The 14,811-nt window shown below is 48.5% G+C and carries 13 protein-coding genes; 1 reads left to right on the top strand and 12 read right to left on the bottom strand.

What is annotated here, in order from left to right:
- Window positions 1–6 precede the first annotated feature (6 nt).
- The 6 genes from aroK to Q3O60_RS13915 form a co-directional block, all read right to left on the bottom strand.
- Complete coding sequence (gene aroK / locus Q3O60_RS13940) at window positions 7–525, bottom strand: shikimate kinase AroK (RefSeq protein ID WP_305894551.1); 519 nt, start codon at window positions 523–525, stop codon at window positions 7–9.
- Window positions 526–705: 180 nt separating this feature from the next.
- Window positions 706–2,760, bottom strand: a complete 2,055-nt coding sequence (locus Q3O60_RS13935) for a type IV pilus secretin PilQ (protein ID WP_305894550.1) — start codon at window positions 2,758–2,760, stop codon at window positions 706–708.
- 17 nt (window positions 2,761–2,777) lie between these two features.
- The gene (locus Q3O60_RS13930) at window positions 2,778–3,299 is read right to left on the bottom strand and encodes a pilus assembly protein PilP (protein WP_305894549.1); all 522 of its coding nucleotides are present in this window, start codon (window positions 3,297–3,299) and stop codon (window positions 2,778–2,780) included.
- Window positions 3,296–3,895 (bottom strand): type IV pilus inner membrane component PilO, encoded by a 600-nt coding sequence (locus Q3O60_RS13925; protein WP_305894548.1) that lies wholly within the window; start codon window positions 3,893–3,895, stop codon window positions 3,296–3,298. The genes Q3O60_RS13930 and Q3O60_RS13925 overlap by 4 nt, the downstream gene beginning before the upstream one ends.
- Window positions 3,892–4,458: a PilN domain-containing protein gene (locus Q3O60_RS13920; RefSeq protein ID WP_305894547.1), complete on the bottom strand. Its 567-nt coding sequence runs from the start codon at window positions 4,456–4,458 to the stop codon at window positions 3,892–3,894. Before Q3O60_RS13920 ends, Q3O60_RS13925 begins: the two co-directional genes overlap by 4 nt.
- On the bottom strand, window positions 4,446–5,525 hold the full coding sequence (locus Q3O60_RS13915; RefSeq protein ID WP_305894546.1) for a pilus assembly protein PilM: 1,080 nt from the start codon (window positions 5,523–5,525) through the stop codon (window positions 4,446–4,448). Before Q3O60_RS13915 ends, Q3O60_RS13920 begins: the two co-directional genes overlap by 13 nt.
- 151 nt (window positions 5,526–5,676) lie before the next feature.
- On the opposite strand from Q3O60_RS13915, the gene Q3O60_RS13910 reads away from it, so the two are divergent.
- On the top strand, window positions 5,677–8,250 hold the full coding sequence (locus Q3O60_RS13910; protein WP_305894545.1) for a penicillin-binding protein 1A: 2,574 nt from the start codon (window positions 5,677–5,679) through the stop codon (window positions 8,248–8,250).
- A gap of 79 nt (window positions 8,251–8,329) precedes the next feature.
- Here the strand turns inward: Q3O60_RS13910 and argH are convergent, their stop codons facing one another.
- The 6 genes from argH to metF form a co-directional block, all read right to left on the bottom strand.
- Window positions 8,330–9,712, bottom strand: a complete 1,383-nt coding sequence (gene argH, locus Q3O60_RS13905; protein ID WP_305894544.1) for an argininosuccinate lyase — start codon at window positions 9,710–9,712, stop codon at window positions 8,330–8,332.
- A gap of 5 nt (window positions 9,713–9,717) precedes the next feature.
- Window positions 9,718–10,935 carry an argininosuccinate synthase gene (locus Q3O60_RS13900; protein WP_305894570.1) on the bottom strand — a complete coding sequence of 406 codons (1,218 nt, stop codon included), beginning with the start codon at window positions 10,933–10,935 and terminating at the stop codon, window positions 9,718–9,720.
- 22 nt (window positions 10,936–10,957) lie between these two features.
- Window positions 10,958–11,872 carry an ornithine carbamoyltransferase gene (locus Q3O60_RS13895; protein ID WP_305894543.1) on the bottom strand — a complete coding sequence of 305 codons (915 nt, stop codon included), beginning with the start codon at window positions 11,870–11,872 and terminating at the stop codon, window positions 10,958–10,960.
- Between the two features lie 17 nt (window positions 11,873–11,889).
- Window positions 11,890–12,666 (bottom strand): acetylglutamate kinase, encoded by a 777-nt coding sequence (gene argB / locus Q3O60_RS13890; protein ID WP_305894542.1) that lies wholly within the window; start codon window positions 12,664–12,666, stop codon window positions 11,890–11,892.
- A complete protein-coding gene (gene argC / locus Q3O60_RS13885; protein WP_305894541.1) occupies window positions 12,659–13,708 on the bottom strand; it encodes an N-acetyl-gamma-glutamyl-phosphate reductase in 1,050 nt (349 codons plus the stop codon). Before argC ends, argB begins: the two co-directional genes overlap by 8 nt.
- A gap of 190 nt (window positions 13,709–13,898) precedes the next feature.
- The gene (metF, locus tag Q3O60_RS13880; RefSeq protein ID WP_305894540.1) at window positions 13,899–14,810 is read right to left on the bottom strand and encodes a methylenetetrahydrofolate reductase; all 912 of its coding nucleotides are present in this window, start codon (window positions 14,808–14,810) and stop codon (window positions 13,899–13,901) included.
- Window position 14,811: the final 1 nt, after the last annotated feature.

The following is a 14,811-nucleotide window of genomic DNA, read 5'->3' as shown; positions in this document are numbered from 1 at the left end:
ATGCGATTAGAAACCTAACTGTTCAACAATTTGACTGGCAACTGCCCGAGCACTTTGCTCATCAGTACGCACGGTGAAATCAGCAATCTCTTCGTACAAAGGATTACGCTCTGCAGCAAGGCGAGTCAATACTTCTTCCGAATCTTCTTCGGTTTGCAGCAGTGGCCGACGTTTATCACGCTGCGTGCGAGCCACCTGTTTTTCGATTGGCGTCTCAAGATAGACCACAATACCACGAGCGGATAAGCGATTCCGGGTTTCTTTACTGGTGACTGAGCCACCACCGGTCGCTAACACGATGCCCTGCATTTCGGTTAAGTCTTGGATGACGTTCTCTTCACGGACCCGGAACCCCTCTTCACCTTCCAAGTCAAATACCCAGGCGATGTCAGCACCGGTTCTGCGCTCGATCTCCTGATCAGAATCATAAAAATCAAGATGCAGCATGTCTGCCAAATGACGGCCAATTGTGCTTTTGCCAGCACCCATGGGACCTACAAGGAAAATATTACGTTTTTCTGCCATATGTAGTAGTGCTAATTCGTTATCTTGGTGAATTACGGTCAGGAACTAAGGCTCCCACGAAGATTTTAAGCGCTGAATTATGTCAGTATTGGCAGCAGCTTGGCAAGCCTATTTGAAAAAAATAGCCATCCGGGCACAATTACAATGCTGACAGGCGATAAAACCGCCTGTCAGCTAAGATTACTGGCCTTCTGACAGGATACGAGGTGTGACAAAAATAAGCAGCTCGGTTTTTTCATTAAACTCGCTGGTATTTTTGAACAAGCGACCGACATAAGGGATATCGCCAAATAACGGCACTTTGGATACAGCAGAGATTGCCTGTTGCTGATAGATACCACCCAAAACAATGGTTTCGCCATTGTCGACTAACACCTGAGTTTGAATACGTTGAGTGTTAATTGCTGTGGCAGGTCCTGTTGGCGTTTGTACAGTATCGCCACGTGTATCCTGTGTGATGACCAGATCCAAAATAATACGATTATCCGGGGTAATTTGTGGCGTCACTTCAAGGCTTAATACCGCTTTTTTGAAGGTCACCGTAGTGGCACCACTCGAGGCGGCCTGCACATAAGGGATCTCAGTACCTTGCTCAATCCGCGCCATTTTTTGATTTGAAGTGGTTACTCGGGGACTGGCAATGATTTCAGCTTTGTTTTCTTGCTCCAACGCGGATAACTCTAAGTCAAGAATGGTCCCATCGGATAATTTAGCGACATGAAACGCAATGTTACCGGCGGGATTTTGTACCGGCAGATTCACATTCCATCGTTGATCCAAACTTGGAACCACGCCCCCGGCGATGGTATTGGCACCAGCGGCAGTACCCGATGTGCCTTTGGTACGCTGCTGATCGCTAAATCCCCACCGGATCCCCAAATCCTCTTGAACATTATCAGTCACTGTGACCATGCGCGACTCTATCAAAACCTGCCGTACTGGAATATCTAAACGTTCAACCAAACGACGAGCATTCTCGATTGAGCGGGTGGTATCACGAATCAGAATAGTATTGGTTCGCTCATCGACAGTAACCGCACCTCGTGAAGTCAGCAGACTGGTGTCTTGATTGCGCAATAAAGAAGCAATATCAATTGCTTTCGCATAGTTGATCACCAAAAAGTCTGAATAAAGAGGTTCGAGATTCTCTACATCCAGTTGCGCCTGTAACTCTCTGGCTTCACGACCAGCCAGTTCGTCCGTTGGGGCAACCATCAGGATATTACCATCCATTCGCTTATCAAGGCCCCGGACTCTTAGCACAATGTCCAGTGCCTGATCCCAAGGGACTCCATCCAGACGTAGCGTGACATTACCCGTTACCGAGTCACTGGTGACCAGATTAAACCCATTGTAATCCGCAATAATCTGCAACACGGTTCTTACCGGAATATCTTGAAAATTCAATGAAATAGCCTGGCCTTGATAGTCACGTCCACCCAAGATACTACGTTGGGTTTCATCCCGTTGCACATCTAAAGTGAAAATGTTATCAATTTGCTGATAGTTATGGGTAAAAGCCCCACTTGGCTCAATCACCAAGCGGCTGACACCATCCTCATGAAAGGTTTCAATTTGTTTGACGATCGTGCCAAAATCCATCACATCCAATAGATAGAGCATATCATCCGGGATACTGGTGTTGTGAAAGTCGACATGTAGTTTGCCAGCACGCTCAGATACGTTTACAGCTGCGGTATTATTGCGTAAAAACACCAAAACCCGACCTTCACCACGCTCGCCCCGGCGGAAATCAATGGCCTGAATGTCGTTCAAGCTACGCGGCTTGATGTCGCTTTGCTGACCAGGTACCGACACACCATCACTTTGTGTAATGTGAAGATAAAATACATTATCCTCTTGTCTGGTTTGGTAGAGGCTTAAGTGATCCAGATAAATCACAGCCCGGGTACCATTGTCTTCGTCATACGACTGGATCCGTTGGATCCCAGCACGCTCAACATCAATATTAGCCAGTGCATCATCTAAGCCTGTTTGTCCGAAGAACAATTCAATCCGGGCAGGTTGATTAAACACCTGAACTTCCGGTGTGGCTGTTATTCGGTCATTGAACACAAACTCTAGCTCAGTCTCTCCACTCATTAGCGGGCTGTACCGTACATCATTCAGTATGGGTTTCGCGCTCGCTGGAACCGCTACAAATAGCAAAAGCAGTGCAATCTTTTGCATGGCGCATATAAAATGGCTTGTCTTTGTTTTAGTAATTTTATCCATAATAATCTACACACCTGTTAATTGACAGACTCAACCATCTGCAGCATTGTTGTTCGTTCTTTCCAGCAGCCTGCGCCATCTGGGATCAATTCAAGAAGTTCAATATGAGTCGGCGCTACCGCAACGACCCGGCCATGATATAGCCCAACATGGTTATCGATGGTAATTCGGTGCAATGTTTGATCGGATGCTTGGATCAATGCCCACAGGTTACCTGCATCCCCCAGCGTTCCTCGCATCGCTAAGTTATCAAGTGCAAAAACCTCAAGCGGCTCTTTCCGACGACGAGGGTCTGGATGCAAACAATCTTGTTGCTGGACAAACTGTTGCTGCAGGGCTTCAGCTACAGGCATAGCAAAAGGGCTTCTCGACGTTGAGCCTCTGTACGCAACATGTTCAAAATCGGTAATTTCAGGCAAAGGCTCTACTCTTGGACGCACCCCTGATTTCACTTCATTTTCAAATTCATGCAAATCAGACATATCATCAAAACAGCCCACCAATAAAATAACTGAAGCAACTAACCACAATAGCCTCATTGGTCAGCCTCCTTGTAGCGGTATGTTTTTGCTACTACATTAAAGCGAAGCCGGCCGTTATCTTCTGCTTGAACCGTAAAGTCATGCAAACTCACAATGCGAGGAAGCTTAGCCACTTCACTGACAAAATTGCCAAACTGATGATAGTCGCCAATGACATGGATCCCTATGGGCAATTCGGTGTAAAACTCCTTTTCAATTTCAGGCATCCAGTGAATACGAACAAAGTTAAGCCCACTGGTCGTGCCTACATAGGTGATATCGTCCAAGAGACCTGGCGTCTCATGAGTAGCAGGCAGCTGTTTTAATAAGTCAGCAAAGGTTTGTTCCATTTCTGCCATTTGCTGCTTGTATGGCTCGAGATTCACTGCAGAAGCATACTTGGTTCGATAACTTTGTTTTAATTGAATTTCTTCATTTTGCGCTGCTTTTAGCGCATCAATTTTACTGCTAACCAGCATGTAGTAGCTCAACGCGGCGATCGCAATAGCCACCATCACGGCAAAAATCAGCTTGACCACCTGCGGCCAACTGCCCATGTTATCGAGGGTAAGCTCATTGACATCAATTTCAGATAAATTGAGATTTAACTTCATTGAGCTTCTCCTTGCAGCGCTTCGAAGCCTTGCACCCGCACATGCATTTTAAAGTCACTTAACAACCGCCCCGGAGCACGCCCGGTTTCAATAAACTCCAACAGCGGCTCACTGAGTAATTCAGAGTCTTCAACTTGCCGGATCATGTTGGACAAGCGATTATTCGACTCACTTTTCCCAATCAGCAACAAAGCCGAGCCTTTTTTCTCCAGGCTGGTCAGATACACCCCTGATGGAACAACTTTTACAATTTCATCCATAATCTGGGTGCCCAGATTTCGGCTACCTTGCAACTGTGAAATCAGTGACATACGTTGTTGCAGATTGTTTTTCGTTTCATTTAGGTTGCGGATTTCAGCAATTTTTCGGTCCAAAGCCGCAATTTCTGTTTGCAAATATTGGTTGCGCTTTTGTTGGCCATCTAATCGAGCGCTATAGATTGAACTGATCAGAAAGACAGTAAGAAAACTAAACAACGCCACTGCCGTAATAATGCTTAGATATTGAGTTTGCTGCTCTTTGCGTGCGGCCTCACGCCAGGGCAGTAAGTTTATATGTGCCATGACGAAAAACTCCGTAATGCTAATCCAGACGCCACCATCAGTTGGGGGCTTTGCTCGTTTAGTAATTCCTGATCAATAGCATTGGCGACTTTCATCGCACCAAACGGATTGGCTATCACCGTATGGATACCCAACTCATCGGTCAGTAACTTGTCAATCCCTTCTAACAAGGCGGTACCGCCAGAAATAACTAAATAGTCAATGCTCTCTTTACCACTGGTGGTTAAGTACATTTGAACGCCACGCCGGACTTGTTGCAACAACATAGTTTGAAACGGCGCCAGTACTTCAAAGGTGTAGTTTGGCGGAAGATCCCCACTGACCTTGGCCTGCTCCGCTTCATCGTAATTCTTATTGTAGTACGACAAAATGCTGCGAGTGTATTGTTCGCCACCAAACACCTGATCGCGGGTATACAGGGTTCGGCCCTTTTCAATGATCGACAGCAACGTCATGGTGGCGCCAATATCAACCATGGCCACTATTTTATCGGCGGCATCTTCAGGCAATTGCGCCATACACAGGTTGGCTGCTCGACTGAGCGCATAACTTTCAACATCAATAACCTTGGTAGCAAAGTGGCCATGATCGAGCGCAGCGACTCGCGCTTCAACACTTTCAGTCCGGGCTGCACTGAGCAGTACATTGACCTTTGATGGATCAGATTCATTGATATCGAGCTTTTCGAAATCCATGCTGACTTCATTCAATGGATACGGGATTAAACTATCTGCCTCTACTTCTATCTGGCTTTCCAGTTCAGCGTCGGTTAAGGAGACATCCATAAAAATGACTTTGCTAATCACCGTTGAGCCAGATACTGCAGCGGCCGCATACTTGATTGTTCGCGGGATTTTTTTACGGATTTTGTTGAGTACATTACCAACGGCTTCAATATCCTGAATCTCGCGATCCGACATAGCACCTTTGACCATAGGCTCAATGGCGAAAGCTTCCAGTTGATAGTGGTCTTGTTGCTGACTAAGCAACACGGCTTTTACCGAGTGGGAGCCGATATCGATGCCAACCATCATTGGAGACTGTTTTTGAAATAAGCGTTTCATCATAGCGAAAAGCAGCCGTAGTTATTACAATTGTTATTGTTATACAATCTAGCTTAGATCCTTTTTTAAGGAATAAAAAGAGTTTATTCAAAAAGAAACAACTATATACTAGAGATCTGATGTCAAAATTGACAGATGTAATAGAGGCGAATAGGTGTTCTGGCTTAAAAAAATTGTAATTCTGTGCCTGATAGGCTTGATGTTGGCAGTAGCGGCTGTTTTGCTTGCTTATTGGTATGTAAAAGATGATTTGCCAGATGTCAGCTCACTGCAGGACGTCCGGTTACAAACGCCGATGCGAGTTTTTACCGCTGATGGCGAGTTGATGTCGCAGTTTGGCGAGCAGCGCCGGATCCCATTAACATTGGATGAAATGCCTCCGCAATTGATCCAAGCCTTTCTGGCAACCGAAGACAGCCGCTTTTATGATCACCCCGGTTTTGATGTCATAGGTATGATGCGAGCAGCCATTGTCGTAGCCAGCACCCGCGATGCAAAACAAGGCGCAAGTACCATCACCCAGCAGCTAGCCCGGAACTTTTTTCTTACTCGTGAGAAAAAGGTTATTCGTAAAATTAAGGAAATTTTCCTGGCGATCCGCATTGAGCAACTGCTAAGCAAAGACGAAATTCTCGAACTGTACCTGAATAAAATTGAGCTAGGTCACCGCGCTTTTGGGGTTGGTGCTGCCGCTCAAGTCTATTTTGGAAAAACCATTGATGAACTCACTCTTGATGAAATCGCCATTATTGCTGGTTTGCCTCAGGCACCATCCATCTTAAATCCGGTACGCTCACCCAGCAATGCCCGCAATCGCCGTAATATTGTGTTGGGGCGTATGCTAAGCATGAATTACATCGATCAAACACAATATCAGCAAGCACTACAAGCACCTATTACCAGTCGACGTCATGGCGCACAAATCACGGCATCAGCTCCCTATATTGCTGAAATGGTTCGGCAGGAAATGGTGGAAAGATTTGGCGAGGAATACGCCTATAACGCGGGCTTGCAAGTCTATACGACTATCAATAAATCCACTCAGGATTCCGCCCGTAAGGCGCTCCAGAAGAACCTATACGATTACGATGAGCGCCATGGTTACCGTGGCCCTGAGGCTGTTTTATGGCAACAGCAAGACAATCCATCTGAAGAACAAGACGCCGACACACCATGGGATGAAGATCGCATTCTGAGTTATCTGGCAGAGCAGAGCTCCATTGAAGATTTACATCACGCCGTGGTGCTTGCTGTTGAAGCGCAGCAAGCTCAAGTCGTTCGAGCAGATGGCCAACAACTGACTCTCGACTGGGATGGCCTAAAATGGGCTCGTGCTTTTATAACAGATCACCGACAAAGCCATGCTCCTAAGCAAGCCGCTGATATTTTGCAACCTGGTATGCATGTACAAATCCGCCACAACGGTGATGACTGGCAGCTCAGCCAAATGCCCGAAGCAACCAGCGCTTTGGTTGCTATGGACCCTAGAACTGGAGCCATACAAGCACTGGTTGGTGGTTTTAGTTTTGCTCAGAGCCAGTTCAACCGTGCAACCCAAGCCAAGCGACAAGTAGGCTCTAATATCAAGCCATTTATCTATTCAGCTGCGCTTGAGCATGATTATACACTGGCATCTGTTATTAACGATGCCCCCATACATCACTGGGATCAGGGGGCCGGTATTGCCTGGCGCCCACGCAACTCACCCGCAGTTTATGATGGGCCTATCCGGGTTCGGGAAGCATTGGCTAAATCAAAGAACGTGGTCTCCGTACGATTAATGCGCGGCGTTGGTATCGATGATTCCATCCAGCACTTAAAACGTTTTGGTTTTGCAGAGACGGATTTGCCACGAAATGAAACTCTATCACTTGGCTCTGCCTCATTGACTCCTGTAGAACTGATGACCGGTTATGCCGTCTTTGCCAACGGTGGTTTTTTGGTGAAACCCTATGTCATCGAAAAAGTATACAATGAAGAAAATGAGCTTATTTATCAACATCAAGCGGTCATTGCATGTAGTGACTGTGGGTTTGATACGCCGGTAGAAACAACAGAAGTGCTGGATACCGAAGCGCAATTGGCGCAGCTCTTTGCTGAGCCTCAACTCGATGAGGCTGCCCCTGCTGCAACAAGCCCTAAACAAGCACCGCGAGTAATTTCTGAGCAAAATGCCTTTTTAATCACCGAAGCACTAAAGTCCAGTATTTGGGGTGGTGGCCACTGGAACCGGGGTACCGGCTGGAACGGCACGGGCTGGCGAGTACAAAGCTTAGAGCGCCGAGATATTTCAGGCAAAACGGGGACAACCAACGATTCAAAAGATACGTGGTTTACCGGCTACAACCGCCAGATTGTCACCACCTCGTGGGTTGGCTTTGACGATTCAAACCGCAGCCTTGGCCGGGCAACCTGGAATGCTAATTTTGATCGCAATCAAAGCAGTGGTGTTGAAGCTGGGGCGCGTACTGCGTTGCCCGCCTGGCTGGAGTTTATGCGGTTTGCGATGCAAGATATGCCGGTGGATCAGGCTGAAACCCCAGCCGGCATATCATCAGTCCGTATTGATCTGGAAACAGGCTTACTGAGCCGGGCGAATGATCATACCAGCCGCTTCGAATTTTTTGTCCGAGGTACAGAGCCTACTCAGTATGTACAGCCTGGTACGCCTGGTTTCTCATTTGATGACGATGAACCTGCAACAGAATTGCTGGAAATATTTGACTAACCGATACACTTAGCTGAGTACAATAAGCTAAAAAAGCCAGCAGAGATGCTGGCTTTTTTATGCAATAACTTACGAACAGCTATTGCTGAGCAGCAAGCCAGACTTTGGCGTGAGTCAAAGCAGACATCACCTGCGCAGGGCTGGTGCCACCCAGAGCATTGCGGCGCGCCATACCGGCTTCCAGCGTCAGGGCTGGGTAAACATCGTCACGAATCACTGGAGAAACCTGTTGCATCTGCGACAACGTCAATTGCTCAAGTGGTATCTGCTGCTCGGATGCAGTCAGCACCAATTGGCCAGAAAGATGATGGGCATCCCGAAATGGAATGCCTTTACCCACCAAATAATCAGCCAGATCAGTCGCATTACTGTAACCTAGTTCCGCCGCTTGGCGACAGACATCGACCTTTACTGTCAAATGCGGCAATACCGTTGCCAGCACCTGCAACGATTGCTGCCATTGCTGCATCAGATCAAAAAAGCCCTGCTTGTCTTCTTGCATATCCTTGTTGTAAGCCAGCGGCAATCCTTTCAAGACATGTAAAATGGCTACCAATTGTCCCAGGATACGACCGCTCTTGCCGCGAAGCAATTCGAACACATCCGGATTTTTCTTTTGTGGCATCAGGGATGATCCACTACTAATAGCATCACCTAACTTGAAAAAGCCAGCTTCCCCGGAACAGAAAAACACCACATCTTCCGATAAACGAGAGACATGCGTCATGCACAAACTCGCGGCAGCACTAAGCTCAACAACAAAATCACGATCAGAAACTGCATCCAGACTATTGGCGGCGGCACTGTCGAACCCCAGCTCAATAGCCAACCAGTTCCGATCGACCGGCACACCAGTTCCGGCCAAAGCCCCTGCGCCTAGCGGGCAAACATTTAAACGTGCTACCGCATCATCAAGCCGACCGACATCACGCTTCAGCATCTCCACGTAAGCCAATGCCCAATGCGCCACCATCACCGGCTGAGCGCGCTGTAAATGAGTATATCCCGGCATCACGGCATCACCAGCGGCTTCGGCAAAGTTGATCAACGCCTGCACACTGGCCAATAAGCTATGCCGAACCGCTTGCGCCGCATCACGAGCCCACAAACGCAGATCAGTCGCAACCAAATCATTACGGCTTCGCCCCGTATGAAGTTTTCGCGCAACGGCACCCAACTGCTCGGTTAACTGTACTTCAACCCAGCTGTGAATATCTTCTTCACCGCTATCGACTGGCAAGGTAGGATCTTGCTCAAGCTTCAACGCCAGCTTTTGCAATGCCTGCTGCAATTGCTCTGCTTCTTGAGCAGTGATCAAGTTGGCCTCAGCTAAACCTGCCGCCCATACTTTGGATGCAGCAATGTCCTGTTGTGCTAATTGATAATCGAAACCAATGGAGTCATTAAAGGCTTTAAACTCCGCCAGGCTAGCCTCGGTAAAACGTCCGCCCCACATCGCCATTACGGTTACTCCTGTGCTTTTTTATCGGCTGCATGCATCGCACGAATGCGGCTGGCTAAGCTGTACAGACGAATAAAGCCTGCAGCATCCTGCTGGTTGTAGACTTCGTCGTCTTCGAAGGTGGCAAAAGCTTCTGAGTACAGACTATTGACGGAACGGCGCTTCGCCACCGTCACCTGCCCCTTGTAAAGCTTCATCACCACATCACCGGTTAAATCCTTCGCCAAGCTACTCGCTGCAGCCAGCAAAGCATCTTTTAGTGGCGTAAACCAGCGACCATCGTAGACCAGTTGCGCAAACTGCAGGGCAATGTCTTCCCGGTAATTCAATGAGCTGCGATCATAAACCAAAGCTTCTAAGCCTTTCAGACCCGCCAGCATAATGGTACCACCCGGTGTTTCATAACAACCGCGTGATTTCATGCCCACCAAACGGTTCTCTACAATATCAATGCGGCCGACACCATGCTCAGCACCCAGCTCATTGAGTAATGTCAGAGCCTCTACGGGGTTCATAGCATGCCCGTTGATTTTAGTGAGCTCCCCTGCCTCAAAAGACAACTCAACATAGACGGGATGATCCGGTGCTTGCTCTGGTGATTTGGTCCAGGTCCAGACTTGCTCCGACGGCTCACACCATGGATCTTCCAGCTCACCACCTTCATGCGAGATATGCCATAAGTTCGCATCACGGCTGTAAATTTTAGTGGCCGACGATGTGGTCGGTATATTTTTTTCTGCCAGGTAATCCAACAACGATTGTCGTGAACTAAAGTCCCATTCGCGCCAGGGCGCAATCACTTTCAGTTGAGGCGCCAGTGCCGCAAAAGCACTTTCAAAACGAACCTGATCATTGCCTTTACCAGTGCAACCATGACTGAGGGCATCCGCGCCTACTTTTAACGCCAGTTCCACCTGAGCTCGTGCAATCACGGGTCGCGCCATCGAGGTACCCAGCAAATACTGGCCCTCATACACAGCTCCGGTTTTCAGCGTTGGGTACACCACTTCCTGCATCAGTTGTTCACGTAAGTCCACTACATAGCAGCTGGAAGCACCCGAAGCGATGGCTTTCTCTTCCACCCCAACCAGTTCATCGTCCCCTTGGCCGACATTGGCAACAAAAGCGACCACTTCACACTGATAATTTTCTTTCAACCACGGCACAATCGCCGACGTATCTAAACCACCGGAATAGGCTAAAACAACCTTCTTTACACTCATTGGGACCTTATGCATTGTGACCTCATGCCAAAAGTTGGACCAGCACGGCATTTTGCACGTGCATTCTGTTTTCTGCTTGTTGTAACACCAGTGATGCGTCGCTATCAAGCACTTCGCTGGTTACTTCTTGCCCTCGATGCGCTGGCAAGCAATGCATCAGATAAGGGACAGACAAACGTTGCAACAATTCGGTTGATACCTGATAAGCCGAAAAACGGCGCATCAGCTCCGCTGGGTCGGCTTGATCGCCCATCGATAACCAGGTATCGGTATACAGTGCTTGAGCGCCAGCCGCAGCCGACAACTCATGACTAAGCTGGATGCTTCCTCCCGTGCTTGCAGCAATCTTTAAAGCTCGCTGCAGTTCATGCCCATCCGGGCCGAAGTTTGGCGGCGTAATAATCACCAGATCCATACCGCAGAGCGCAGCACCAAGCATCAGTGAATGACAAACATTATTGCCATCGCCAACATAAGCTAGCTTAACCGTCGCTAAATCGCCACATTGCTCATGCAGTGTCAACAAATCAGCCAAAGCCTGACAAGGATGATACAAGTCACTGAGTGCATTCACTACAGGAATACCGCTACTGGCAGCGAGTTTCTCTAGTGTCTTCTGCTCATAGACCCGGGCAACAATGGCATCAGTCCAACACGCTAAATTACGGCCAAAATCTTCTACACTCTCACGTTGGCCAATGGCACCATTTTGCTGATCCAGATAGACACTATGACCACCTAATTTATGGATGCCTACATCAAAGCTGACACGGGTGCGCAACGATGGTTTTTCAAATAACAACGCGATACTTTTTCCGGCCAGAGCTTGCTGGTACAGCTGAGGCTGGTGCTTAATCTGTAATGCAAGCTGCAACAACTGATGCAACTGCTCTGGTTGCAACTGGTGCAACGACAATAACTGGTTCATCGGTTTCATAGGTGCACTCAATCCCTTTATTTCACGGAGATACGGGTACCAACCGCATCTCCGGTTACCAAAGCCAACAGAGCGTCCGGCTGCTGCCAACCCGCGACGATAATGCTATCGTTTAGTACTTTGGCCGTATCTAATGCAGCATCCAGCTTGACCTTCATGCCGCCTTGAATCTCGCCATTGCTTACCATTTCAGCAGCCTGAACACTGCTCAACTCAGCCACTACATTACCGTGACTGTCTAAAACCCCGGCAACATCGGTCAGCAATACCAGCTGCCCATGAAGCAGTTGACATAATGCTGCGGCAGCTAAATCGGCATTTATGTTCAATAATTGGCCAGCCTCATCATGACCAATAGAGCTGACTACCGGCGTCCAGTCTGCAGCGAGCAGCTGCTGCAATAAAGCAGGATCAGCCGGCACTGGGTGAGCAACGGCTCCGAGCCGGGAATTTCGTTGAAAATGGCAACTGCCTCCAGCGGCCAAGGTTAAGCCAACCGGGCGTAAACCTGCCGTATCGGCCAGACCAACCAGCTCAGCATTAACGGCGCCCGCCAGCGCACCACAAATCACCGGCATTTGCTCAGGCGGTGAAACGCGCTGGCCATCCAGTTTTTCTGTGGTAAAACCAAATTGCTGTAACCACTGATCAACCTGAGCACCACCGCCATGCACCAGCAACAAAGGCCGCTGCCGCTTTAACTGACGACAGATCTGCAACAAGGCAGTTAATGCTGAAGGATCCTGCAATAAGCGGCCGCCCAGCTTCAGCACTAAAGTTCGTGAATCACTCATAAGGATCACCTGCTAACAGACCTGAAGTTTCAGACCATTGATACTTTAAATTAGCCAGTTGTATGGCTTGCGCTGCCGCCCCTTTTAATAAGTTATCGATGGCGGCGACAATCACCAACTGCTGCCCCTGCTGCTGCCAGAAAAGATCGCAAAATGGGGTACCAGCGACATCAGCAACATTGGGGGATCTATTCAGCAAACGAACCAGAGGTTTGTGCTGATAACTATGCTGAAAAGCCGCATCGACCTGCGCCTTAGACACATTTTCTGCCAAGGTCACCACGATGGTCGCCAAAATACCCCGTTTAAAATTACCCAGATGTGGAGTAAAAACTACCGAGCGCCCAAGGCACTGCTCAATTTCGGGCCGATGTCGATGCGAAAAAAAGCCGTAGGCAGCCAAACCGACTTCACAAAACGATGTCGATAAGCTTGCTTTACGTCCGGCTCCCGACACCCCACTTACTGCGCTAATGACTGGTACCGAATACTCAGCCAGCAACTGTTGTTTAACCAGTGGCAGCAAGGCCAATGAGGACGCGGTTGGGTAACAGCCCGCCACCGCAAATAACGATTGCTCTAACTCATCTTGAGTGATCCATTCAGCCAAGCCATAAGGCGCTGAGACCAAATACGCTGGATGCTGGTGCTGGTAACCATAAAACTCTGGGTACAGAGCCGGATTTTTTAGCCGAAAGGCACCCGATAAATCAAAGACGGTTAAACCAGCCTGCACTAGTTTAGGCGCCAGTTGCTCACTGGCTTCATGCGGTAACGCCAGAAAAGCCACATCGGCTCTCTGTGCCAGATCCGTTAACTCGCTATCTCGCCAGGGTTCAACCAACAGGTCGACTTGTTGCTGAAACCGAGGATACAAGCTGGAAAAAGGTTCAGCTGTGCGCCCTTCGGATGCATAAGCAGCCACTAGCTGCATGGAGGGGTGTTGACTGAGTAAACGCACCAACTCTGCACCACTGTAACCAGCCGCACCCAGCACGATAGCCCGCTTTTTAACCGATATAGAAGAAGTGCTCTGTGACATGAAAAATATTCCGCTAAGTACAAGCGGCTAGTCTACGCAGGAGCACAAGGAAAAACAAGAATTTTTATGCTGATTTTGTGAATTTATATCCATATACCAGAAAGACTTTTCAATCACCCTGGCAGGAGTAGATGACCCGGTTATGGCAACCAAGCTCATCCACTTCCAATGGCTATATCGCCGAGTCACCTCAGGCTGTTTGTGCAGACTGAACCTGAGGACGTACTCCCAACATGTGGCAAATAGCATAACTCAGTTCACTTCGGTTGAGGGTGTAAAAGTGAAATTGATCGATGCCCTCCCGGCTCAGCACCTTAACCATTTCCATGGCAATATTAGCAGCCACCAGATTACGGGTCGTCGGGTCATGATCCAACCCTTCGTACGCCTTATGCATCCAGTTGGGCACGGCAACATTGGTTAGGTTGGCAAACTTAATCAGTTGCTGAAAGTTGGTGACCGGCAGTATGCCTGGAATGATGTCCACGTCGATGCCAATGGCCGCACAACGATCGCGGTAGCGCAGAAACTTCTCTACATCAAAGAAAAACTGGGTAATCGCTCGTGAAGCGCCTGCATCAACTTTGCGTTTCAAATTTAATAAATCAAATTGCGCATTCGGTGCTTCCGGGTGCACCTCTGGATATGCTGCGACCGAGATATCAAAGTCGGCCACCGAACGAAGAATCTCAACCAGATCTGAAGCATACAACGCAGGCTTCTCTGTCGCACTTGGTGGCAAATCGCCTCGTAATGCAACGATATGGCGGATACCGCTATTCCAGTAGTCACGGGCAATCGACTTTAACTCATCGACCGATGCATCCACACAGGTTAAATGTGGCGCTGCAATCAAGCCAGTACGCTGCTTGATGGATTTAATGATGTCATGGGTACGATCACGCTCGCCAGAGTTGGCACCATAAGTGACCGACACAAAGCTTGGAGCCACAGGAGCTAACCGCTCAATCGACTGCCACAGTGTCTGTTCCATCTGTTCTGTTTTTGGTGGGAAAAACTCGAAACTGACCTTCGCCTTCCCTTGAACATCGTGCAAATTACGATTGATTGCTTCTAAAAATTGCGCATGAGCAAATGACATG

It is taken from the genome of Alkalimonas collagenimarina (assembly GCF_030717845.1).
Taxonomy (GTDB): domain Bacteria; phylum Pseudomonadota; class Gammaproteobacteria; order Enterobacterales; family Alteromonadaceae; genus Alkalimonas; species Alkalimonas collagenimarina.
Note: the sequence above shows the minus strand (reverse complement) of the source record. Positions and strands in the feature narration are given on the sequence as shown.

Excerpts from the sequence above, each read along its gene's own strand:
- aroK (WP_305894551.1), bottom strand. The coding sequence starts at position 525 with ATGGCAGAAAAACGTAATATTTTCCTTGTAGGTCCCATGGGTGCTGGC.
- Q3O60_RS13935 (WP_305894550.1), bottom strand. The coding sequence starts at position 2,760 with ATGGATAAAATTACTAAAACAAAGACAAGCCATTTTATATGCGCCATG.
- Q3O60_RS13930 (WP_305894549.1), bottom strand. The coding sequence starts at position 3,299 with ATGAGGCTATTGTGGTTAGTTGCTTCAGTTATTTTATTGGTGGGCTGT.
- Q3O60_RS13925 (WP_305894548.1), bottom strand. The coding sequence starts at position 3,895 with ATGAAGTTAAATCTCAATTTATCTGAAATTGATGTCAATGAGCTTACC.
- Q3O60_RS13920 (WP_305894547.1), bottom strand. The coding sequence starts at position 4,458 with ATGGCACATATAAACTTACTGCCCTGGCGTGAGGCCGCACGCAAAGAG.
- Q3O60_RS13915 (WP_305894546.1), bottom strand. The coding sequence starts at position 5,525 with ATGATGAAACGCTTATTTCAAAAACAGTCTCCAATGATGGTTGGCATC.
- argH (WP_305894544.1), bottom strand. The coding sequence starts at position 9,712 with ATGGCGATGTGGGGCGGACGTTTTACCGAGGCTAGCCTGGCGGAGTTT.
- Q3O60_RS13900 (WP_305894570.1), bottom strand. The coding sequence starts at position 10,935 with ATGAGTGTAAAGAAGGTTGTTTTAGCCTATTCCGGTGGTTTAGATACG.
- Q3O60_RS13895 (WP_305894543.1), bottom strand. The coding sequence starts at position 11,872 with ATGAAACCGATGAACCAGTTATTGTCGTTGCACCAGTTGCAACCAGAG.
- argB (WP_305894542.1), bottom strand. The coding sequence starts at position 12,666 with ATGAGTGATTCACGAACTTTAGTGCTGAAGCTGGGCGGCCGCTTATTG.
- argC (WP_305894541.1), bottom strand. The coding sequence starts at position 13,708 with ATGTCACAGAGCACTTCTTCTATATCGGTTAAAAAGCGGGCTATCGTG.
- metF (WP_305894540.1), bottom strand. The coding sequence starts at position 14,810 with ATGTCATTTGCTCATGCGCAATTTTTAGAAGCAATCAATCGTAATTTG.